This is a genomic window from Streptomyces sp. NPDC014864 (assembly GCF_043081525.1).
Lineage (GTDB): Bacteria > Actinomycetota > Actinomycetes > Streptomycetales > Streptomycetaceae > Streptomyces.
The window spans coordinates 1-21,387 of the sequence record NZ_JBIBWT010000011.1 but is presented as its reverse complement, the minus strand read 5'-3'; the positions used below and the strand labels follow the sequence as shown (position 1 = coordinate 21,387).

Here is a 21,387-nt window from a genome sequence, read left to right as displayed (position 1 = left end):
CCCCCGGCGCCCCGACGCGGATGTCATCATGACGGTCGCGTGGTGCCGGGGGCGGTGCCGCGCCCGGGGTACGCCGGGGACGCGAGGGGGGCTCGTGGGGACGACGGTGCTGGGGGAGCTGCGCGGGGCGCAGAAGTCGGCGAAGGGCGTGTCGCTGTACTCGCGGTACGTCAACCGGCCCGCGGGCCGGTATCTGGCGGCCGGGGCGTACCGGCTCGGCCTGACGCCCAATCAGGTCACGCTGATCAGCGGGGCGTTCACCTTCACCGGCATCGCCGCGGTGGCGCTCGTCCGCCCCTCCTGGCCGCTCGCGCTCGCGGTGTACGCCGCCCTGGTCGTCGGCTTCGCCTTCGACTCCGCCGACGGGCAGCTCGCCCGGCTGACCGGGAAGGGCGGTCCGGCCGGGGAGTGGCTGGACCACGTGGTGGACTGCGCGAAGATGGTCGCGCTGCACTCCGCGGTACTGATCTCCTTCTACCGCTTCTTCGGCCTTCCCGGCGCCGGCTGGCTGCTGCTGCCGCTCGCCTTCCAGCTCGCGGCCGTGCTCACCTTCTGCGCCGGTCTGCTGACCGAGCAGCTCAAGCGGGGCCGGACCCCGGTCGGCACCCCGGCGGCTCCGCCCTCCCGGCTGCGGGCGGTGGCCCTGCTGCCGGTGGACTACGGGGTGTTCTGCCTGGTGTTCCTCACGCTGGGCGAGCCGACGCTGTTTCGCGGGGCGTACGCCGTCCTCGCCGCCGTGCACGCCCTGTTCCTCGTGGCGTTCCTCGCCAAGTGGTTCAGGGAGCTGTCCGCGCTTCCCCGGAACCCGGCGTGACCAGCGCGTCCAGGGCCCTGGACAGCAGGGTGCTGGAGGTGTGGACGGTGTACGGGAAGTAGACGACCTCCACGCCGACGGTCGCGAAGTCGCGCTCCAGCCGCTCGCCCTTCTCGGTGCCCCGCCAGTCGTCGCCCTTGAAGATGACGTCGAAGCGGACCTGCTGCCAGGTCTCCAGCTTGTCGGGGACGGTCTCGACGAACGCGGCGTCCACGTGCCGGACGCTGCGCACGATCTCCAGGCGCTCCGGCAGCGGGACCACCGGCGCGCGCCCCTTGGCGAGCCGGGCCATCTCGTCCGAGACCACGCCGGCGACCAGGTAGTCGCACTGGCTGCGGGCGTGCCGGAGGATGTTCAAGTGGCCGATGTGGAACAGGTCGTAGACCCCGGGTGCATAACCGACACGATGGACCATGCGTTCTCCCCCCACAGTGAACGTCAATCCGCCAACGGGCAGTTGATGGTCCACCGACCTTACTGTGAAGCCCACCTGGAGATCCGGTGAACGGTTAAGGTGGGCGAGGATCGCTTCTGGGGGGAAGGGGACCGGCGTTGACCGGATTCGAGCCCGAGCATGCCCGTACCGAGCACGGCGAACACCCGCACCTGACCGGCCGCCGTGTGCTGCTGGTGTCCACCAACTACGCGCCCGAGCACACCGGGATCGGCCCGTACGCCACCCAGCTCGCCGAGCACTGGGCGGCCCGCGGCGCCGACACCCACGTCCTCGCGGGCATGCCGCACTACCCGTCCTGGCGGCTCGACCCCGAGTACGCGGGCTTCTGGCGGACCACGGAGAGACGCGGCGGGGTCACCGTGCACCGGCGCAGACACACCGTGCCCGCCCGGCAGACCGCCGTGCGCCGGGCCCTGTTCGAGGCATCCCTGCTTGCCCACCAGCTCGCCGCGCCGCCCCGCATGCCCCGCCCGCACGCGGTCGTCGCGCAGATGCCCAGCCTGGCGGGCGCGGTGGCCGCCGCGCGGATCGCGCGCCGCCACGGGGTTCCCTTCGTGCCGGTCGTGCAGGACCTGATGGGCGCCGCGGCCGCGCAGAGCGGCATCAGCGGCGGCGACCGGGCGGCCGCGGTGGCGGCCCGCGCCGAGCGGTACGCGCTGGGCCGCGCCACCCTCGTCGGCGTGATCCACGACAGCTTCCGGCCCCGGGTGGAGGCGATGGGTGTCGACCCGTCCCGCATCCGGCTGGTGCCCAACTGGTCCCACGTGGCCCGTCCTTCGCGCCCGCGTGCCCAGACGCGGGCCCGGCTCGGATGGTCCGGCGACCGTCCGGTGGTGCTGCACTCCGGCAACATGGGCCTGAAGCAGGGCCTGGAGGTCCTCGTCGACGCGGCCCGCCTGGACCCCGGCGTCGACTTCGTGCTCATGGGCGAAGGCAACCAGCGCGCGGTCCTCCGGGAGCGGGCCGGCGACCTGCCCAACCTGCGCTTCCTGCCGCCCGCGGAGGAGGCGGACTTCACCGACGTCCTCGCCGCCGCCGACGTCCTCGCGGTCACCCAGCGGGCCTCCGTGCTCGACATGAGCGTGCCGTCCAAGCTCACCTCCTACTTCGCCGCCGGGCGCCCGGTCCTCGCCTCGGTCGCGGCCGAGGGCGGCACGGCCGACGAGGTGCGCCGCTCGGGAGCCGGGGTGCTGGTCCCGCCGGAGGACCCCGCCGCCCTGCTGCAGGCGGTGCGGGACATCGCGGCGGACGCCGCCGCCGCGGACCGGCTGGGGGCCCGCGGCCCCGCGTACGTGGACGAACGGCTCAGCCGCGCGGCCGGCCTCGGCCGCCTGGACGGCCTGCTCGCCGAGGCACTGGAACAGGGCACCACCGCGCACGAAGGAGCGGCACGCGCATGAACGAAGAGGCACGCGGGCAGCAGGACGAGCCGGAGCTCCTGCGCGACCAGGTGCAGCAGGTCCTGCGGCACCGCGTCCTGGTGGCCGGCGGCCTGATCGCGGGGCTGCTCGCCGGGGGCTGGTTCGCCTTCGGCTCGGCACCGACGTACGAGTCCTCCAGCGAGGTACTCGTCCGGGCGGCCACCATCAACCCGTACGCGGCGAGCGGGATCTCCGTCGACAAGCAGGTCAACATCGGCAGCGAGCGGCAGACGGCCGCCGGGAACGCGGTGGCCGCGCGCGCCGCGCTGAAGCTCGGCCGGGGCCCGGCGGACGTCGGTGACCTGCAGAGCCACCTGCAGGTCACCAACCCGCCGGACACCCTGGTGCTGAAGTTCAGCTACGTCGCCGGCAGCCCCCGGGCGGCCGCGCGGGGCGCCAACGCCTTCGCCGAGGCCTACCTCGACTACCGCGAGAAGCAGACCGCCGGCACCGTCGCCACGATGGTCAAGGGCTACCAGAACCAGCTGAACCCGCTCGCCAAGCAGCGCGAGGACCTGCTGAAGCAGATCGACCGGCTCCAGGGCGACACCGAGAAGAGCACCGTGCTGGCCGCCCAGGCCAATCTGCTCAGCCAGATCACCCAGCTCACCAACAGCATCAGCGAGCTCAAGGCACTGGACACCACGCCCGGTTACGTCACCGTCACCGCCGAGCCGCCGACCGGCGCGGAGGGCCTCGGCACCCCGCTGCTGATCGCGCTGGGCGGGGTGGTCGGCCTCGCCCTCGGCCTGCTCGGCGCCTGGCTGCGGATGATCTTCGACCCGGCGGCCCGGTCCGCGGAGACCGTGGCCCGCGCGCTGCGCGCCCCCGTGCTGGGCGCCCTGCCGAAGGCGCCCGAGGAGCCGTTGCTCGCGCCGGACGGCGCCCTCGCCGAGCAGTACCGCTCGGTGGCCTTCCGGCTGGCCTACGACCGGCACTTCGCCGACCGCCGGCGGCTGCTGGTGGTCGAGCCGAACGGCGAGGGCACGACCGCCGCCGCCGTCGCGGTCAACCTCACCGCCTGCTTCGCCGAGACCGGCATGTCGGCCCTGCTCGTCGAGGCCGACCTGCGCCGCCCCGGGCTCGACGGGCGGCTGCCGGAGGCGCCCGGCGCGCGCGCCGGATGGGCCAACGGGCGCACCGCCGAGGGCAATCCGTGGCCCGGGGGCCGGCACATCACGGTGGACGCCGGGGAGTCCGGCACCTTCGAACTCGTTCCAGGGACCCGGGTGCCGCACGTGGCCCGCACGCTCACCTCCGCGGCCACCACCCGCCTCATCGACCAGGCCGACGCCCCGAACACCACGGTCGTCGTCCTCGCCCCGCCCGTGCTGTCCTACGCCGACGCGCTCGCGCTCGTCGACCGCGTCGACGGAGTCGTCGTCGTGTGCGACCCGCGCACCACCGCGCGGACCGCGCTGGAGCGCGTCCGCGAGCTGATCGACGGGGCCGGCGGCCAGGTGCTCGGCGCCGTGCTGCACCCGGCCGGAAGCGCGCGCAGGGGCCGCCGCCGGGGCGCCGGTGCCACCGCCGTCCCGGCCCGGGCGCGGGCACTGCCCACCGAGACCGTCACCCGGGACACCCTGTCCTCGGGCACCCGGTGAGGGCGCGCACGGCCGTCCTGTGCTCGGTCCTCGACCAGGCGGTGAGCGCGCTCACCAACATCGCCGTCCTGGTCCTGGTCGCCCGGCACAGCGAGGCCGGCACCTTCGCCGTGTTCGCCACGGCGTACGTGGTCTTCACCGTGCTGCTCGGCGCCTTCGGGGCGTACGTCGGCCAGGAGCTGGTGCTGCACCGGGGCGAGCCGGAGACGCTGGGGCGGGCCTGCCGCGGCGCGGCCGCGTTCACGGCGAGCGCCTCCGCCGTGCTGGGCGCGCTGCTCGCGGCCGGCTCCGCCCTGCTGTCCCCGGACGCGGCGGTGTACGGGGCGCTCGGTCTCGTGCTGCCGGTGACGCTCACCCAGGACACCCTGCGCTACTGCTTCTCCGTGCTGCGCAGACCGCACCTGGCGCTGGCCACGGACCTGCTGCGGCTCGGCGCCGCGCTGCCGCTGCTGGCCGCGCAGCCGGGCGGCGCCTCCGCCGCCCGCGCCACCCTCGTGTGGGGCCTGTCCGCGCTGCCCGCCCTGCTGCTGGCCCTGGCCCTGCTGCGGCCCTACGTCCGGGGCGCCGGCAACGACCTCGGGCGCTACGTCGGCCGCGGCCACCTCGGCCGCCGCTTCCTGGTCGAGTTCGGCGTCGGCAACGCCACCAGCCAGCTCGCCGTCCTCGCCCTCGGCCTGTTCGCGACCCCGCTCGCGGTCGGCGCGCTGCGCGGCGCGACCACCCTGTTCGGGCCGCTGAACGTGGCCTTCAACGCGGCCACCGGATTCGGCCCGCCGCTGCTCGGCCGGCACCCCGCGCCCCGGCGCGCGGCGCTGGCCGCCGGCGGGGCGCTCGCCGCCCTTGCCGCCGGATGGGCGGCCGTGCTGTACGCGCTGCCCACCCGCTACGGCCGTCAACTCCTCGGCGACACCTGGGAGTCGGCGGCACGGGTCCTGCCGGCCACCGGCGCCCAGTACGCGGCGATGGCGTTCGGCGTGTGCGGGCTGCTCGCGCTGCGGGTGCTCGCCCCCCGCACCACTCTGCCCGTGCAGCTGGTGTTCTCGCCGGTGTCCGCCGGGCTGCTGCTCGGCGGGTACGCCTGGGCCGGGGTCGCGGGCGCCGCCTGGGGCCTGTGCGCGGGCTCGGTGCTCAAGGGCGCGGCGGCCTGGCTGCGGGCCGTGCGGGCGCCCGGCCGGGCCGCGGCCGTCAGTGCAGTTGCCGCCACCGCTCCGGACGCAGTGTCGTGATCAGTGCCAGGCACAGCACCCCGATCGCGATCCGCCCGGAGGCCTGCAGCAGTGGGCCGCGCAGCAGGATGAAGGAGTAGCCGGCCACCAGCGGGACGGCGAGGGTGAGGATGCTCGCCGGTCCGGCCCGCACCACCCGGTGCGCGTAGCGCCGGTCCACCCGGGCCGCCACCCAGCCGATCAGCCCGAACCCGGCGACCATGCCCACCGCCCCGAAGTCCAGCCACAGTTCGGCCCACAGCGGGGAGGAGCGGTTGGTGTTGGCCGCCGCCATCCACTCGCTCACCATGACCCCGGTGTCCCGCGGTTTCGCCGTCCACACGGACCGGGGCACGAAGAACAGGGCGGAACCGGTCAGCTGGCGCCCGTAGGTGTGGCCGTTGCCCGCGTCGGCGTACGTGATGGTGTTGGCGAACATCGCCATCTGGTCGTAGTCCTTGAGCACCAGCGGGTCGAGGACCGACGACGTCCTGGCGGCGGCGGGGGTGTTGGCGCTGTCGTAGCGGAACCGGTCGGCGAACGGGAAGATCAGCACGGCGGCGGCGACACCCAGCGACAGGGCCGCCCGGTACATCGCGGGGCTCTGCGGGAACACGGTGAACAACAGGGCCAGCAGGACGGTCAGGAACCAGTAACGCGGGTTGGAGATCGGGTTGTTGACGATCGCGTTCAGAGCGGTCAGGGCGGCCAGCGTGAGCCAGGGGAGCGGACGCCGGCGGGCCCGCGGCGAGGTGATCAGCCAGCGGGTCACCACCATGAGCGCGAGGAGCGCCGGGACCGTGCCGAAGCCGCGCAGCATCGCCGTGCCCGCCTGCGAACCGCCGTCGCCCACCCCGCTGTTGCCGATCGACTGGGTGATCTCCATCCGGCTGGCGAAGAACACCCCGAGCCCGCCGAGCTTGACCACGAACAGCCCGCTGCCCGCGAACGCCAGCGCCACCAGGACCGCCAGCCGCCGCCGCGCCACCGTGGCGGGCCGGAACACCGTGCGCGCGGTCGGGCGCACCCCCGGCCGCACCAGCAGCGCCCCGGCGTCGAACGCGGCGCACGCCACCAGCACCAGCCCCACGGCCAGCGCCAGGTCCGACCGCGAACCGGCCACCGGCACCGGGTACTTGCCCATGACGGCCTGGGCGAGCGGGGCGATGCCCATCGCCATGTAGACGAACAGCCAGAAAGTGCCTTGCAGCAGCTTGCGGTGCCGGCCCAGGATCATCGCGGACAGCCGGGCTCCCGCGTAGACGGTGAGGACCAGTTGCAGCCAGTACGCCTGGTCGCGCAGGCCCGCGCCCTGGCGCAGGGTGACGAACGCGGGCAGCAGGACGGTCAGCCCCAGGACCAGCGGCAGGGCCAGCACCCGCCGGAGGGCCCCGCGCCGTGAACCGCGCCGCGCCTCGGCCGGGCCGGTGCGCAACGGCCGTACGGCAGCCGGTGATCCGGCAGCCGGTGTTCCCGCCGACATAAGCCCCCTCCGCCCTTCGTTCACAGAGTCTACGGATTTGTGTGCGAGCCGAGGGGGGAATGCCTAGGGTGGAGCGCGGAGGAGGGGGAACTCTTGCGCGATCTGCGAACGTTCACACTGTCCGGCTACGACAAGGGGCGCGGGATCGTCGCCCAGGCACTGTGGTTCTGCGTGCTGAACACGCTCTTCATGGCCTGGTTCTGCCCGGCCCGGCTGCGCGTCGCGCTGCTGCGGGCCTTCGGCGCGAGGATCGGCGAGGGCGTGCTGATCCGGCACCGGGTCCGCGTCCTGTGGCCGTGGAAGCTCACCGTCGGCGACCACACCTGGATCGGGGAGGGCGCCTGGCTGCTCAACCTGGAGCCGGTCACGATCGGCGCCCATGTGTGCGTCTCCCAGGAGGCGCTGCTGTGCACGGGCAGCCACGACCACCGCACCACCGACTTCCGGTACCGCAACGCGCCCATCCGCGTCGAGGACGGCGCATGGATCGCGGCGCGGGCCACGGTGCTCGCGGGCGTGACGGTGGGACGGCACGCGGTGGTGTCCGCGGGCACGGTCCTCTCCCGCGACCTGCCCGACCTGACCCTCCACACGGCGCAGGGCACCCGCCCGCTGAAGGAGCCCGTGCGGGAACCGGCCGCGAAGGAGCGCACCCCGTGAGAGCCCTGCACGCCGTCACCCTGCACACGCCCACGCAGGCCTTCGGCGGCCCGGTCCGGGTCGCCGTCAACCTCACCGCGGGCCTCGCCGCCCGCGGCGTCGACAGCCGTATCGTCGCCCTCGGCTCCGGCTTCGACGGGCCGCTCCCGTCCGACGTGGACGGCCGCCCCGCCCGCCTCTACCCGGCCCGCCGTGTCCTGCCCGGCGCCGGGTTCAGCGGCATCACCTCGCCGGCGCTGCTGGCCGGCGCCCGCCGCCTGGTGCGCGCCGCCGACGTCGTCCACGTGCACCTCGCCCGCGACCTGGTCACCCTGCCGGTCGCGCTGGCCGCGCTGAGCGCCGGCCGCCCGCTGGTGGTGCAGACCCACGGCATGGTCGACCCCAGCGACAAGGTCCTCGCCAGGCTGCTCGACGCCGTGGCGGTGCGCCGTGTGCTGCGCCGCGCGGACGCGCTCCTGCACCTGACGTCGTACGAACGCAAGGCCCTGGACGCGGTGCTGGGCGGCACCGATCCCGGCAACCACGTACGGCTGGTCAACGGCGTGCCGGCGCAGGAGCGCCGCCCCCGCCCGGACGGGCCGCCCCGGCTGCTCTACCTGGCCCGGATGCAGGCCCGCAAACGTCCCGCGGACTTCGTCGCCGCCGCCCCCGAGGTGCTGCGTCGTCACCCCGGCGCCCGCTTCGTGCTGGCCGGGGCGGACGAGGGCGAGCTGGACACGGCGCTGAAGCTGGCCGCGTCCCTCGGCGTCGCGGGCTCCGTCGACTACCTCGGCACCCTCGCCCCGGGCGCCGTCCTCGGCGAACTGCGCCGCAGCCATGTGCACGTACTGCCCTCGGTCGACGAGCCGTTCCCGATGTCGGTGCTGGAGGCGCTGTCGGTGGGCGTGCCCTCGGTCGTCACCCCGACCAACGGGCTCGCCGACGACCTCGCCCGCTCCGGCGCCGGCCGCGTCGCCCGCACCCCGGACCACCTCGCGGCGGAGATCCTCTCCCTCCTGGACCCGGACGCCAACGACCGTGCCTCGCAGGCGGCTTGGCAGCTCTCCCGCACGTCCTTCTCCCTGGACGCGGTCACCGACCGCCTCCACACGTTGTACGGATCCCTCTCCCGCCCCTGACGCCCACACCCGCAGGACACGGTCCGCGCGTCCCGAGCGGGTGTGACGGGACGGCGGGCACCGCCGCAAGCCCGTCATACGGGGGCCGCCGGGTGGCGGCCCCCGCGGTGGGACGGGTCAGGCGCGGGCCCAGGCGTAGCACCCGGTGGACGTGAAGGTCCTGGTGCCCTTGCGCACGGTGATCGTGTGCGTGCTGCCGCCGGCGCCGTCGAGGGACCAGGAGCAGTCCTTCGACGGGGTCAGCGCCCGGTAGGTGCCCGGTGCCGGAGCGGTGTGGGTGCCGTCCGGATAGCCGCCCCGGGTGGCCGCGACGAGGGGCTTCAGGTCCGGGCAGAGGCCGTCCACGGCGGCGTCGGCCCCCTTGATGTCACCGGCGATGACCGCGCCGACGGCCGCGTCCCGGTCGATCCTGGCGGTGTACGCGAGCCGGTCGCAGGTGTCCTGCCCGGCCTGCAGGATCGCCGCCGGATCGGTGCCCTCGGGCACCCGGCCCGCCAGGTACTTCCTCTCCTTCTTCGTGAACGACCCGGTGGCCGGGGTGATCTTCCCGTCGGGCACGGTGTGCCGCGGGCCCCGCGCGGCGCCGCCCGCCGGCGCCTTGCCGGACGGCGTCGCCGCGGGAGCGTCGGCCGCCGGGGCGGACACCGCCGGAGCGGCCGGGAGCGGGGTGCCGCTGCCGGCCGCCGCGGGGCGCGCCCCGCCTCCGCCCGAGCTGCCGCAGGCGGCTAGCAGCGGCAGGAGGGCAAGTGCCGCGAGCGCACTTCTCTTCATGAAGCGCCCGTCCCGAGCTTGTAGTGGGCGAGCACCTGACTCGACGACAGGACCTTGCCGTACACGGCCACCTCGTCGATCAGGCCGGTGTAGTACCGGCTCGTCGGCTTGCTCGTCCAGGAGTCCAGGTTGTCACCGCCGACCCGCCAGTAGCCCGAGCCCGGCTGGTTGCCCGTGACGAAGGAGTTTGAGGCGCGCAGCGAGCCGTCGACGTACAGCTTCATGCCGTCGCCGCCCTCGGTGGCGACCACGTGGTGCCATTTGCCGTCGTTGTACCCCTGCAGGGTGCTGATGGTGCGGACCGACCCGGGGTAGACGCCGAAGACGAGCTGCCCGCCGTTGGTCATGTAGACGTGCTTGTCGTAGCGGGTGGAGGCCAGCTGCACCTTGTTGGCGAAGCCGATGAGCTTGCCGCCGTTGGTGGACGTGGTCTTGAACCACAGCTCCAGCGAGAACGCCGACGGAGCGTCGTGCAGCTTGTCGCTGTAGGTCCACTCGCTCTGCGAGCCCGTGTAGCCGACCGACGAGCCGGACCCGGCCGCCGCGTCGGCGACCGCCTGGCTCGGCGCGTTCCAGTGCACACCGCTGTCGTCGCCGCTGGAGCTGTCGGCCGCGTACGCGCCCGACGTCTCGTTGAAGCGCCAGTACAGCGAGGCGCCGTCACCGCGGACGGCCGAGGGGTACGCGGCAGCGGCGGACGCCACCTGCACCGACTGCGCGGCCGACTTGCCGGAGGTGTTGGTGCCGTCGGAGGCGCTGATCCGGTACGAGTGCGTCTCCCCGGCCGACACGTCCGTGTCCGTCCAGGTCAGTTGCGGGCGCGACCACGGCAGCGAGGACGCCGGGATCTCCTGGACCGGGGTGGTGCCCCCGTCCTTGTAGATCCGGTACGTCAGGTCGCTGTCGTCGGTGTCGTAGCTGGAGCGCCAGTGGACGGCGACCCTGCCGGGATCGAGGCTCTCCACCCGCACCTGCGGCACGGTCGGCGCGCCGGTGTCCGGGCCGGAGGAGACCCGGGTCAGCGACTGCTGGGCGGTGCCGTTGACGGTGGTGAACTCGCCGCCCACCCACAGGTAGTCCGTCCCGCCCTTGGGGGCGAGGGCGAACACGCGCGGGCCGATGCCCTCTCCGATGCCGTCGTTGGTGTCCGGGGCCCAGCCCACCAGGCGCGGGTCGCTCACGCCCTCGGCGAGCAGATGGCGGCGCTGTCCGTCCGGGTACTCGCCCATCGAGGAGCAGTCGTGCGCGTGCGAGGCGCTGTAGACCAGGCCCTTGTAGAGCTGCAGGGCCTGGGTGGCGCCCAGGCAGGTGTCGCGCCAGCGCTGCGCGAAGGTGTCCGGCTCGAACGCCGTCCGCCCGTCGAACACGCCGCCGCCGGTGCCCTCGTTGGCGGTGTAGACACCGGTGGCGTCGGCGGTGATGTCCTTGACGACGGAGGTGTCCGGGAAGAAGCCCCGCGGGTACGCCCGGGTCACCGCGCCGCTGGTGGCGTCGGTGATGGCCAGGGCGTGCGAGTCGCTGCCGTTGACGGTGAAGAAGTCGCCGCCGACCGCCACGTGCTGCCCGTCCGCGGTGACCTCCACCGCCCGCCCCGGAGCGTCCGCGTTCGCGGTCCAGGAGGTGAGGTCGCCGCCGGTGTCGACGGCGGCGAACCGCTGCCGGGTGCTGCCGTTGACGCTGGTGAAGTCGCCGCCGAAGTACACCGTCGAGCCGGTCACGGCGAGCGCCCGCACGGTCGCGGGCACCGAGGGACGGAAGTCGGCGCGCGGCGTGCAGCTGGCGATGTCGATGGCGGCCAGGCTGCTCGCGCCGACTCCGTTGACGGCGCCGAAGTACCCACCGACGTACAGAGTTCTGCCGTCGGGGGACACCGCGAGCGCCCGGACCGTGGCGGTGCCGCTGCCGACCGTGAAGGACAGCGAGCAGCCGGTGGGCGCGCCGGTCGCCGCGTCGAACGCGGCGAAGTTCACCGCCGACCGCTCCGCGGCGTCCCCGGCGCCGGTGCCCTCGGGGCGGATCGCCGAGAAGGTGCCGCCGGCGAACACGGTGCCGTCCGCCTGGGCGAGGGCGTACACGACGCCGTTCGTCTGCCAGGTGGAGAGGTCGTCGGCGGTCAGGGAGACCGGCGGGGTGAGCGCGCCGGCGTCGGTGGCGGTGAGCGGCAGGCAGAGCAGCGGAGCGGCGCACGCGACGGCGAGCGCGGTGAGGCTCCGGCGGTGTCTGGACCTGCGGCCGGGGAGTCCGGGCTGTTTGGATCTGCGGTGCATTCCTTCTCCTAGCGGTGCGAGCGGGTGGTACGTGGTGCTGCGTGGGGGGCGTCCCTGGGTGTGTGGGGCGGTGTGGGGTGGGGCAAGTGGCGCACGTGGGGCGGCGGCCAGTCGTGCCTCAGCGGTCCACGCGGACGGCGGTGCCGGCCAACTCGTCCTCCAGCCGGGCCACATCGGCGTCGACCATGATCCGGGCCAGTTCCCGCACCCTCACCGCGGGCGTCCAGCCGAGCAGTTCGGCCGCCTTGGAGGCGTCCCCGATCAGCGCGTCGACCTCGCTGGGGCGCTCGTACTTGGGGTCGTAACGGACGAACTCCGTCCAGTCCAGGCCCGCGTGGGAGAAGGCGACTTCCAGGAACTGCCGGACGCTCGCCGCCTCGCCGGTCGCCACCACGTAGTCGTCGGGCTGGTCGCGCTGGAGCATCCGCCACATCGCCTCGACGTACTCGGGCGCGTAGCCCCAGTCGCGCACCGCGTCGAGGTTGCCGAGATAGAGACGGTCCTGCAGACCGGCCTTGATCCGGGCCACCGCACGCGTGATCTTGCGGGTCACGAAGGTCTCGCCGCGGCGCGGGGACTCGTGGTTGAAGAGGATGCCGTTGACCGCGAACATGTCGTACGCCTCGCGGTAGTTGACGGTCGCCCAGTAGCCGAAGACCTTCGCGCAGCCGTACGGGCTGCGCGGGTGGAACGGCGTCCGCTCGTTCTGCGGGGGAGGGGTCGCGCCGAACATCTCCGACGACGAGGCCTGATAGAGCCGGGTCTCGATGCCGCTGGCGCGCACCGCCTCCAGCAGCCGGATCGTGCTGAGGCCCGTGACGTCCCCCGTGTAGAGCGGCGCGTCGAAGGAGACGCGGACGTGGGACTGCGCGCCCAGGTTGTAGACCTCGTCCGGTCTGAGGTCGCGCAGCAGGTTCACCAGCGCCACCCCGTCCGAGAGGTCGGCGTGGTGCAGGACGAAGGACCGTTCCGGCTCGTCGGGGCCCTGGTAGATGTGGTCGATCCGCTCGGTGTTGAAACTCGACGAACGGCGGATCAGCCCGTGCACGGTGTAGCCCTTGCTCAGCAGCAGCTCCGCGAGATAAGAGCCGTCCTGCCCGGTCACCCCGGTGATGAGTGCCGACTTGCCCATGCAGTACCCCCTCAGACGCGACCGACGGGTCGCGTTTTCCTATGAATTGACCTGACTTCCCGTGGAACGTTCCCCGGAGCCGCCGGCCGCTGGCACAATCCGCGCATGACAGCTGACGCTTCGCTCAAGCTCACGACCCCGTTGCTCCCGCGTTCGGCGCGTGTCTTCGTTGCCGGTCACCGCGGCCTGGTCGGGTCCGCGGTGACCCGCCGGCTCCAGGCCGACGGACACGAGGTGGTCACCCGCGGCCGGGAGCAGCTCGATCTGCGCGACGCGGCGCGCACCGAGGCCTTCCTGCGCGACGTCCATCCGGACGCCGTCGTGCTGGCCGCCGCCAAGGTGGGCGGCATCATGGCCAACAGCACCTCTCCGGTGCAGTTCCTGGAGGACAACCTGCGCATACAGCTGAGCGTCGTCGCCGGCGCGCACGCCGCCGGGGTGCCGCGTCTGCTGTTCCTCGGCTCGTCCTGCATCTACCCGAAGCTCGCCGAGCAGCCGATCCGCGAGGAGTCGCTGCTCACCGGCCCGCTGGAGCCGACCAACGAGGCCTACGCCATCGCCAAGATCGCCGGCATCACCCAGGTCCAGTCCTACCGCCGCCAGTACGGCGCCGCGTACGTCAGCGCCATGCCGACCAACCTCTACGGTCCCGGCGACAACTTCGACCTGGCCACCTCGCACGTGCTCCCGGCCCTCGTCCGCCGCTTCCACGAGGCCCGCGAGACCGGTGCCCCCGAGGTCGTGCTGTGGGGCACCGGAACCCCGCGCCGCGAGTTCCTGCACGTCGACGACGTCGCCTCGGCCTGCGCGCTGCTCCTGGAGCGCTACGACGGCGACAGCCCGGTCAACATCGGCTGCGGCGAGGACCTGCCGATCAGCGAACTGGCCGAAATTGTTCGGAAGGTGACGGAGTACCAGGGCGAGATCGTGTGGGACACCGGCAAGCCCGACGGCACCCCGCGCAAGCTCCTGGACGTCTCCCGCCTGACCGCCCTCGGCTTCAAGCCCGCCGTCTCCCTGCGCGACGGCATCGCCTCGACCTACGCGTGGTGGCTGGAGCACCGGCACGGCACCTGACCGCCCGGCCCCGGGGCTCCGCCCGGCGGCCCCGGAGCGGCTGCGAGGAGCCGCGACCGGGAGATGGAGGCGACGCGCGGCCCCGACCCCGGCAGGACTTCTGCGCGCGGCCGTGGCTCCGGTTCGGATGCGGCTCGTGGCCGTGACCTCGGAGCGGGTGCGGCTCGTGGAGGTGATCCCGGAGCGGGTGTGGCGTGCGGCCGCGATCTCGGGGTCGGCCGGGCGCACGGCCGTGGCGCCGGATCGGGAGTGACCTACGGCCCTGACATCAGCGCCCGTTGGGCGCGCGGCCCCCGCGGGCCGGGTCGGGCGTGTGCCCGGGGACCCGGCGCCGGTGCGCGAGGCGCGCGGCGGCCCGGAAAGGGTGCGGGGCACCGGCAGCCCCCTCAGTACGCCCCGCGGCCGTCGACGACGGCGCGCAGGGTACGGGTCATGATCTCCACGTCGGTGGCGACCGACCAGTTGTCCACGTACCAGAGGTCGAGCGCGACCGTCTCGTCCCAGGACAGGTCCGAGCGCCCGCTGACCTGCCACAACCCGGTCATGCCCGGCTTGACGGCCAGCCGCCGCAGCTCCGTCGGGCTGTAGTGGGCCACCTCGTCGGGCAGCGGTGGACGCGGCCCAATCAGGGACATGTCACCCGTAAGCACGTTGAGCAGTTGCGGCAGCTCGTCCAGGGACAGCCGGCGCAGCACGGCGCCGAGCGGGGTGACCCGGGGATCGCGCCGCATTTTGAACATGTGTCCGTCGTGCTGGTTGGCCCCGGAGCGCGCGAGTTCGGCCCGGCGGGCCTCCGCGTCGGCGACCATGGTGCGGAACTTCCACATGGTGAACGGCCGACCGCCGGCTCCGCAGCGCGTCTGCCGGTGGAAGACCGGCCCCGGCGACGAGCCGCGCACGGCCAGCGCCAGCGCCGCGAACACCGGGGACAGCACCAGCAGCCCGAGCGCGGCGCCGAGCCGGTCGAGCAGCGACTTCAGCCACGGCTGCCCGAACTGCTGGGCGGGCGGAGTCACCTGAAGTACCGTCAACCCGGCCGCCGTGGTGGGCCGCACCCGCGCCTCGGCGACCTCCGTGAGACCGGGCACCACCGCGAGCTGGAGCCCGGCGCCGTGCAGCGCCCAGCCCACGTGCCGCAGCCGCTCGCCGGTCATCCGCAGGCCCGGCGCGACCAGGGCCACGTCCGCGCCGGAGTCCGCCACGGCCCGCAGTACCGCGTCCGCGTCCTGCACCTCGTCCTCGGCGGTGTCCGCCAGCCGGCCCGCGACCGGCATCCCGCACCGCACGGCCCGGTCGCCGACCGGCACCACGCCCACCACCACGTACGCGTGGTCGGTACGCGAGGCGAGCCGTCCGACCACATGGTCCACGGCGGCCGGCTCGCCCACCACCAGCGCCCGGCGAACCGCGCGTGCCTCGCGCCGCTGCCGGTTCAGATGGAGCTTCGTCATCGGTGCCACCGCCGCCGCGGTCAGGAGCCCCGGCACCAGAGCGGCCAGCGTCAGACTCGGCCGCGGCCCGTTCTCCACGCCGGAGAGGATCAGCGCCAGCGCCAGGACCCCGGCCAGCAGCACCCAGTCGCGTAAGGCGGCCAGCACGCCCCACGACTCCCCGAGGCGCTGGACGGCGTAGCGGCGCCGCATCGCCCGGATGGCCGTCCACACGGCCGCGCCCAGCAGCCCGCCGACGAGCGGCAGGTCCCGGCCGTCGGCGTCCAGGGCCACGGCCAGTGGGCCTCCGACCCCGCAGGTGTCGGTGAGCACGGCGAGCGGACGGTACCAGCGGGCCTTGCCGTCCCCCGGCCGGTGCCCGCGGGCCGGGCCGTCACCCATTCGGTCCCAGTCGGCCCTACCGTCGCCCGTCCGGTGCCGGTGGGCCGTGCCGTCACCCGTTCGGCCTCTTCGCCGAATCGTTTCCCCGTCGAGTCCGTCCGTTCCGGCCGTTCTGGCCGTCCGCGTCGTCCCGGTCCCGTTCCCGGACGCCTGAGCCCCCGGTTCTCCGGCGGACTCCGACACGCCGACATCCCGCATGTGCCCCCCAGCCATACGTCGCCGTCACGGGCCCGTCCGTCTCCTGCCGTTCCCCACCGAACGGACGTGCCCAAGTGATCGAGGACCCTATGGCACAACTGCGCACGCTCACCGGCGTTTTCGAGAAATTCATAGGAATCCGGTGAAGAAGTTCACAACTGGCCTTCACGCCACGGTCACGTGATGCTGGGTGAAACCACCCCGAAACAGACGGACGACCGCGAGCGTCCCGCCCGAGGGGTGGTGGGTCCACCCGGTATCGGGTACATACGATCCAGTAGGACCGGTCAGTAACGTACAGCCCCCAGATCCCTATTCGCGGCGAGGTGAGCCTCATGCCCGCACCAACGAGCAACCGGCCCAGTGTCACCGAGCGTGAGGCCCGCCAGGTGGCGGAGGCCGCCCGGGAGCAGGACTGGCGCAAGCCCAGCTTCGCCAAGGAACTCTTCCTCGGCCGCCTGCGGCTGGACCTCGTCCACCCGCACCCGCTGCCCGCCGACCAGGACGCCCAGCGCGGCGAGGAGTTCCTCGCGAAGCTGCGCGACTTCTGCGAGACGAAGATCGACTCGGCCCGCATCGAACGCGACGCGCGGATCCCGGACGAGGTCATCACCGGGCTCAAGGAGCTCGGCGCCCTCGGCATGAAGATCGACACCAAGTACGGCGGCCTCGGCCTGACCCAGGTCTACTACAACAAGGCCCTCGCCCTGGCCGGCTCGGCGAGCCCCGCGATAGGCGCCCTGCTCTCCGCGCATCAGTCGATCGGCGTACCGCAGCCGCTGAAGATCTTCGGCACCCAGGAGCAGAAGGACACCTTCCTGCCGCGCTGCGCCCGCACCGACATCTCGGCCTTCCTCCTCACCGAGCCCGACGTGGGCTCCGACCCGGCACGCCTGGCCACCTCGGCGGTCCCCGACGGGGACGACTACGTCCTCGACGGGGTCAAGCTGTGGACGACCAACGGGGTGGTGGCCGACCTCCTCGTCGTCATGGCGCGGGTGCCGAAGTCCGAGGGGCACCGCGGCGGCATCACCGCCTTCGTCGTCGAGGCCGCCTCCGAGGGCGTCACGGTCGAGAATCGCAACGCCTTCATGGGCCTGCGCGGCATCGAGAACGGCGTCACCCGCTTCCACCAGGTGCGCGTCCCGGCCGCGCACCGCATCGGCGAGGAGGGGCAGGGTCTGAAGATCGCCCTGACCACCCTGAACACCGGCCGGCTGTCGCTGCCCGCGATGTGCGCCGGCGCCGGCAAGTGGTGCCTGAAGATCGCCCGCGAGTGGTCCGCCGCCCGGGAGCAGTGGGGCAGGCCGGTCGCCCTGCACGAGGCGGTCGGCTCGAAGATCTCCTTCATCGCGGCCACCACCTTCGCGCTGGAGGCCGTGCTCGACCTCTCCTCGCAGATGGCCGACGAGAACCGCAACGACATCCGCATCGAGGCCGCCCTCGCCAAGCTCTACGGTTCCGAGATGGCCTGGAAGATGGCCGACGAGCTGGTCCAGATCCGCGGCGGCCGCGGCTTCGAGACCGCCGAGTCCCTCGCGGCCCGCGGCGAACGCGCGGTCCCCGCCGAGCAGATGCTGCGCGACCTGCGCATCAACCGCATCTTCGAGGGCTCCACCGAGATCATGCACCTGCTGATCGCGCGCGAGGCGGTCGACGCGCACCTGTCGGTCGCCGGCGACCTCATCGACCCCGACAAGTCCCTGGCGGACAAGGCGCGGGCCGGCGCCAACGCCGGTGTCTTCTACGCCAAGTGGCTGCCGAAGCTGGTCGCGGGCCCGGGCCAGCTCCCGCGCTCGTACGCCGAGTTCCACCCGGCGGGCCACGTCGACCTCTCCACGCACCTGCGGTACGTCGAGCGTCACGCCCGCAAACTCGCCCGCTCCACCTTCTACGCCATGTCCCGCTGGCAGGGCCGGATGGAGACCAAGCAGGGCTTCCTGGGCCGGGTCGTCGACATCGGCGCCGAGCTGTTCGCGATGAGCGCCGCCTGCGTCCGCGCCGAACTCCTGCGCGGTCAGGGCGACCACGGACGCGAGGCCTACCAGCTCGCCGACGCCTTCTGCCGCCAGGCCCGCATCCGCGTCGCGGAACTCTTCGACCGGCTGTGGACCAACACCGACGACGTCGACCGCAAGGTCGTCAAGGGAGTCCTCGGCGGCGCCTACGAGTGGCTGGAGCAGGGCGTCATCGACCCCTCGGGCGACGGCCCCTGGATCGCGGACGCCACCCCCGGCGCGAGCCGGCACGAGAACCTGCACCGCCCCATCCCGTAGCCGCCCCGCACCCCGTCCCCTCGCGGTCACCACCGCCCCCGCCCCCGGGCCGCCCCGCCACGGGCACCGGGGGTGCGGCCCGGTACCGGCGGCGCCCGCCACCCTCCCGGGGGACGCGCTGTCCTCCCGGGCCGCGGATGCGGCCACAATGGGGGGATGAGCGACAGCCCATCCCCTCTCGCCGACCCGCACCTCGTCTTCGACCCCGTCGCCGCAGACGGCCCCAAGGACGTGGTGATCCTGGGTTCCACCGGGTCCATCGGCACCCAGGCCACCGACCTCGTGCTGCGCAACCCGGACCGTTTCCGGGTCACCGGACTCTCCGCCAACGGCGGACGGGTCGGCCTCCTCGCCGAGCAGGCGTACCGGCTCCGCGTGCGGACCGTCGCCGTCGCCCGCGAGGACGTCGTACCGGCGCTGCGCGAGGCGCTGGGGGCGCAGTACGGGACGACGGAGCCGCTCCCCGAGATCCTCGCCGGACCGGACGCCGCGACCCTGCTCGCCGCCTCCGACTGCCACACGGTCCTCAACGGCATCACCGGCTCCATCGGCCTCGCCCCGACCCTCGCCGCCCTGGAGGCGGGCCGCACCCTCGCGCTCGCCAACAAGGAGTCGCTCATCGTCGGCGGTCCGCTGGTCAAGGCCGTGGCCAAGCCCGGCCAGATCATCCCGGTCGACTCCGAGCACGCCGCCCTCTTCCAGGCCCTCGCCGCCGGAACCCGCGCCGACGTGCGCAAACTCGTCGTCACCGCCTCCGGCGGCCCCTTCCGCGGCCGGACCAGGCAGGAGCTGGCGGACGTCACCGTCGAGGACGCCCTCGCCCACCCCACCTGGGCCATGGGCCCGGTGATCACGATCAACTCCGCCACCCTCGTCAACAAGGGGCTGGAGGTCATCGAGGCGCACCTGCTGTACGACATTCCCTTCGACCGCATTGAGGTCGTCGTGCACCCGCAGTCGTATGTCCACTCGATGGTTGAATTCACCGACGGATCGACACTCGCCCAGGCGACGCCCCCCGACATGAGCGGGCCCATCGCCATCGGCCTCGGCTGGCCCGAACGCGTCCCCGACGCCGCGCCCGCCTTCGACTGGAGCACCGCTTCGACCTGGGAGTTCTTCCCCCTCGACACCGAGGCCTTCCCCTCGGTCGGCCTCGCCCGGCACGTGGGCGGCCTCGGGGGCACCGCCCCGGCCGTGTTCAACGCGGCGAACGAGGAATGCGTCGACGCGTTCCTGCGCGGAGCGCTGCCCTTCAACGGGATCATGGACACCGTGACACGAGTGGTCGAGGAGCACGGCACACCCCGTACGGGAACTTCCCTGACCGTGCCGGACGTCCTCGAAGCGGAGACCTGGGCCCGGGCCCGGGCCCGTGAACTGACAGCGCAGACGGCGACCGCGGAGGCGCGTGCATGACGTCCCTGATGATGATCCTCGGCATAGTCGTCTTCGTGATCGGCCTGCTGGTCTCCATCGCGTGGCACGAGCTGGGGCATCTGTCCACCGCCAAGCTCTTCGGCATCCGCGTGCCCCAGTACATGGTCGGCTTCGGCCCGACCGTCTGGTCGCGGAAGAAGGGCGAGACGGAGTACGGCGTCAAGGCCGTCCCGCTCGGCGGCTACATCCGCATGATCGGCATGTTCCCGCCGGGCGAGGACGGGCGCATCACCGCACGCTCCACCTCGCCCTGGCGCGGCATGATCGAGGACGCCCGGTCGGCGGCCTTCGAGGAGCTCCAGCCCGGCGACGAGTCCCGCCTGTTCTACACACGCGCTCCGTGGAAGCGGATCATCGTGATGTTCGCGGGCCCCTTCATGAACCTGATCCTCGCCGTCGCGCTGTTCCTCACCGTCCTCATGGGCTTCGGCCTCCAGCAGCAGACCACCACGGTCAGCTCCATCTCCCCGTGCGTCATCGCGCAGAGCCAGAACCGCGACACCTGCAAGAAGTCCGACCCCGCCTCCCCGGCGGCTGCCGCCGGCATGAAGCCGGGGGACAGGATCGTCTCCTTCGACGGGGTGCGCACCGAGGACTGGAACACGCTCTCCGACCGCATCCGCGTCAGCGCGGGCAAGGACGTCCCGGTCGTCGTCGACCGCCACGGCCGCGAGCTGACCCTGCACGCCAGGATCGCCACCAACCAGGTGGCGAAGAAGGACTCCAGCGGCGCCTACGTCCAGGGCCAGTACGTCAAGGCGGGCTTCCTCGGCTTCAGCGCGGCCACCGGCGTGGTCAAGCAGGACTTCGGGCAGTCCGTGACCTGGATGACCGACCGGGTGGGCGACGCCGTGGACTCCCTCGCGGCACTGCCGTCCAAGATCCCCGCCCTGTGGAACGCGGTCTTCGACGGCGCCCCCCGGGCGCCCGACTCCCCGATGGGCGTGGTCGGCGCGGCCCGCGTCGGCGGTGAGATCTTCACCCTGGACATCCCGCCCAGCCAGCAGCTCGCGATGGCCGTGATGCTGGTCGCCGGCTTCAACCTCTCCCTGTTCCTCTTCAACATGCTCCCGCTCCTCCCGCTCGACGGCGGGCACATCGCGGGCGCCGTGTGGGAGGCCCTGCGCCGGCAGGTGGCCAGGGTCCTGCGCCGCCCGGACCCGGGCCCGTTCGACGTGGCGAAGCTGATGCCGGTGGCCTACGTGGTGGCCGGGATCTTCGTCTGTTTCACCCTCCTCGTCCTGATCGCGGACGTGGTGAACCCCGTGCGCATCTCGTAGTCACGCGAAGTTCACGGCGGCCGGGCAGGGTTCCTGCCCGGCCGTCTTCCATTGAGTGGGTTTGCCGGGCGGGATGTGCTCGGGCGACCCGCCGTGCCGTAATCTCGGAGCCTGGAGCCCGCTGCTGACGGGGCCGGATCCTGATCCACGACTTGGGGTTGCACAGCAGATGACTGCGATTTCTCTCGGCATGCCGTCCGTTCCGACCAAGCTCGCCGAGCGCCGCAAGAGCCGGCAGATCCAGGTCGGATCCGTGGCGGTCGGGGGCGGGGCCCCGGTGTCGGTGCAGTCGATGACGACGACGCGTACGTCGGACATCGGTGCGACGTTGCAGCAGATCGCGGAGCTGACG

Annotated in this window: 17 protein-coding genes; 11 read left to right on the top strand and 6 right to left on the bottom strand. The window is 73.2% G+C overall.

What is annotated here, in order from left to right; translation table 11 throughout:
- Positions 1–106 precede the first annotated feature (106 nt).
- A complete protein-coding gene (locus ACF1A5_RS20700; protein ID WP_392194494.1) occupies positions 107–814 on the top strand; it encodes a CDP-alcohol phosphatidyltransferase family protein in 708 nt (235 codons plus the stop codon).
- On the opposite strand, the gene ACF1A5_RS20695 is transcribed toward ACF1A5_RS20700, so the two are convergent.
- Entirely contained in the window at positions 777–1,229 is a 453-nt protein-coding gene (locus ACF1A5_RS20695; RefSeq protein WP_356191283.1) for an adenylyltransferase/cytidyltransferase family protein, read from the bottom strand. The two genes, ACF1A5_RS20700 and ACF1A5_RS20695, sit on opposite strands and share 38 nt — an antisense overlap.
- Positions 1,230–1,441: 212 nt before the next feature.
- Between ACF1A5_RS20695 and ACF1A5_RS20690 the strand changes: the two genes are divergently transcribed.
- Genes ACF1A5_RS20690 through ACF1A5_RS20680 form a run of 3 tightly spaced genes read left to right on the top strand, consistent with a single transcriptional unit; the run spans position 1,442 to position 5,522 of the window.
- Positions 1,442–2,671: a glycosyltransferase gene (locus ACF1A5_RS20690; protein WP_392194493.1), complete on the top strand. Its 1,230-nt coding sequence runs from the start codon at positions 1,442–1,444 to the stop codon at positions 2,669–2,671.
- Entirely contained in the window at positions 2,668–4,296 is a 1,629-nt protein-coding gene (locus tag ACF1A5_RS20685; protein WP_392194323.1) for a lipopolysaccharide biosynthesis protein, read from the top strand. Before ACF1A5_RS20690 ends, ACF1A5_RS20685 begins: the two co-directional genes overlap by 4 nt.
- Positions 4,293–5,522, top strand: coding sequence for a hypothetical protein (locus tag ACF1A5_RS20680; RefSeq protein WP_392194322.1), 1,230 nt, complete (start codon positions 4,293–4,295; stop codon positions 5,520–5,522). Before ACF1A5_RS20685 ends, ACF1A5_RS20680 begins: the two co-directional genes overlap by 4 nt.
- Here the strand turns inward: ACF1A5_RS20680 and ACF1A5_RS20675 are convergent.
- The gene (locus ACF1A5_RS20675; protein ID WP_392194321.1) at positions 5,482–6,984 is read right to left on the bottom strand and encodes a hypothetical protein; all 1,503 of its coding nucleotides are present in this window, start codon (positions 6,982–6,984) and stop codon (positions 5,482–5,484) included. The genes ACF1A5_RS20680 and ACF1A5_RS20675 overlap by 41 nt on opposite strands.
- A gap of 93 nt (positions 6,985–7,077) precedes the next feature.
- Here ACF1A5_RS20675 and ACF1A5_RS20670 point away from each other — a divergent pair, with 93 nt between their 5' ends.
- Together ACF1A5_RS20670 and ACF1A5_RS20665 are read left to right on the top strand one after the other, a co-directional pair.
- Positions 7,078–7,644: a WcaF family extracellular polysaccharide biosynthesis acetyltransferase gene (locus ACF1A5_RS20670; RefSeq protein WP_392194320.1), complete on the top strand. Its 567-nt coding sequence runs from the start codon at positions 7,078–7,080 to the stop codon at positions 7,642–7,644.
- Complete coding sequence (locus ACF1A5_RS20665) at positions 7,641–8,762, top strand: glycosyltransferase (protein ID WP_392194319.1); 1,122 nt, start codon at positions 7,641–7,643, stop codon at positions 8,760–8,762. The genes ACF1A5_RS20670 and ACF1A5_RS20665 overlap by 4 nt, the downstream gene beginning before the upstream one ends.
- A 117-nt stretch (positions 8,763–8,879) precedes the next feature.
- Here ACF1A5_RS20665 and ACF1A5_RS20660 read toward each other — a convergent pair whose 3' ends face one another.
- The 3 genes from ACF1A5_RS20660 to gmd all read right to left on the bottom strand — a co-directional run bounded on the left by ACF1A5_RS20660 (position 8,880) and on the right by gmd (position 12,932).
- Positions 8,880–9,533 carry a hypothetical protein gene (locus ACF1A5_RS20660; protein WP_392194318.1) on the bottom strand — a complete coding sequence of 218 codons (654 nt, stop codon included), beginning with the start codon at positions 9,531–9,533 and terminating at the stop codon, positions 8,880–8,882.
- Entirely contained in the window at positions 9,530–11,800 is a 2,271-nt protein-coding gene (locus ACF1A5_RS20655) for a LamG-like jellyroll fold domain-containing protein (protein WP_392194317.1), read from the bottom strand. The genes ACF1A5_RS20660 and ACF1A5_RS20655 overlap by 4 nt, the downstream gene beginning before the upstream one ends.
- Positions 11,801–11,918: 118 nt before the next feature.
- A complete protein-coding gene (gene gmd, locus ACF1A5_RS20650; RefSeq protein WP_392194316.1) occupies positions 11,919–12,932 on the bottom strand; it encodes a GDP-mannose 4,6-dehydratase in 1,014 nt (337 codons plus the stop codon).
- A gap of 105 nt (positions 12,933–13,037) precedes the next feature.
- Between gmd and ACF1A5_RS20645 the strand changes: the two genes are divergently transcribed.
- Positions 13,038–14,009: a GDP-L-fucose synthase family protein gene (locus ACF1A5_RS20645; protein ID WP_392194315.1), complete on the top strand. Its 972-nt coding sequence runs from the start codon at positions 13,038–13,040 to the stop codon at positions 14,007–14,009.
- Between the two features lie 386 nt (positions 14,010–14,395).
- Here the strand turns inward: ACF1A5_RS20645 and ACF1A5_RS20640 are convergent, their stop codons facing one another.
- Positions 14,396–15,841, bottom strand: coding sequence for a sugar transferase (locus ACF1A5_RS20640; protein ID WP_392194314.1), 1,446 nt, complete (start codon positions 15,839–15,841; stop codon positions 14,396–14,398).
- A gap of 533 nt (positions 15,842–16,374) precedes the next feature.
- On the opposite strand from ACF1A5_RS20640, the gene ACF1A5_RS20635 reads away from it, so the two are divergent.
- The 4 genes from ACF1A5_RS20635 to ACF1A5_RS20620 form a co-directional block, all read left to right on the top strand.
- A complete protein-coding gene (locus tag ACF1A5_RS20635; protein WP_392194313.1) occupies positions 16,375–18,315 on the top strand; it encodes an acyl-CoA dehydrogenase family protein in 1,941 nt (646 codons plus the stop codon).
- 156 nt (positions 18,316–18,471) lie between these two features.
- Positions 18,472–19,734, top strand: a complete 1,263-nt coding sequence (dxr, locus tag ACF1A5_RS20630) for a 1-deoxy-D-xylulose-5-phosphate reductoisomerase (protein ID WP_392194312.1) — start codon at positions 18,472–18,474, stop codon at positions 19,732–19,734.
- Entirely contained in the window at positions 19,731–21,035 is a 1,305-nt protein-coding gene (locus ACF1A5_RS20625; protein WP_392194311.1) for a M50 family metallopeptidase, read from the top strand. The genes dxr and ACF1A5_RS20625 overlap by 4 nt, the downstream gene beginning before the upstream one ends.
- Before the next feature lie 169 nt (positions 21,036–21,204).
- The coding region (locus ACF1A5_RS20620) for a flavodoxin-dependent (E)-4-hydroxy-3-methylbut-2-enyl-diphosphate synthase (RefSeq protein ID WP_392194310.1) at positions 21,205–21,387 on the top strand (183 nt) is incomplete at its 3' end.

What these genes read in the sequence shown, in the direction of transcription:
- ACF1A5_RS20695 (WP_356191283.1), bottom strand. Translation starts at nt 1,229, where the DNA reads ATGGTCCATCGTGTCGGTTATGCACCCGGGGTCTACGACCTGTTCCAC.
- ACF1A5_RS20685 (WP_392194323.1), top strand. Translation starts at nt 2,668, where the DNA reads ATGAACGAAGAGGCACGCGGGCAGCAGGACGAGCCGGAGCTCCTGCGC.
- ACF1A5_RS20675 (WP_392194321.1), bottom strand. Translation starts at nt 6,984, where the DNA reads ATGTCGGCGGGAACACCGGCTGCCGGATCACCGGCTGCCGTACGGCCG.
- ACF1A5_RS20660 (WP_392194318.1), bottom strand. Translation starts at nt 9,533, where the DNA reads ATGAAGAGAAGTGCGCTCGCGGCACTTGCCCTCCTGCCGCTGCTAGCC.
- ACF1A5_RS20655 (WP_392194317.1), bottom strand. Translation starts at nt 11,800, where the DNA reads ATGCACCGCAGATCCAAACAGCCCGGACTCCCCGGCCGCAGGTCCAGA.
- gmd (WP_392194316.1), bottom strand. Translation starts at nt 12,932, where the DNA reads ATGGGCAAGTCGGCACTCATCACCGGGGTGACCGGGCAGGACGGCTCT.
- ACF1A5_RS20645 (WP_392194315.1), top strand. Translation starts at nt 13,038, where the DNA reads ATGACAGCTGACGCTTCGCTCAAGCTCACGACCCCGTTGCTCCCGCGT.
- ACF1A5_RS20640 (WP_392194314.1), bottom strand. Translation starts at nt 15,841, where the DNA reads ATGGGTGACGGCCCGGCCCGCGGGCACCGGCCGGGGGACGGCAAGGCC.
- ACF1A5_RS20635 (WP_392194313.1), top strand. Translation starts at nt 16,375, where the DNA reads ATGCCCGCACCAACGAGCAACCGGCCCAGTGTCACCGAGCGTGAGGCC.
- dxr (WP_392194312.1), top strand. Translation starts at nt 18,472, where the DNA reads ATGAGCGACAGCCCATCCCCTCTCGCCGACCCGCACCTCGTCTTCGAC.
- ACF1A5_RS20625 (WP_392194311.1), top strand. Translation starts at nt 19,731, where the DNA reads ATGACGTCCCTGATGATGATCCTCGGCATAGTCGTCTTCGTGATCGGC.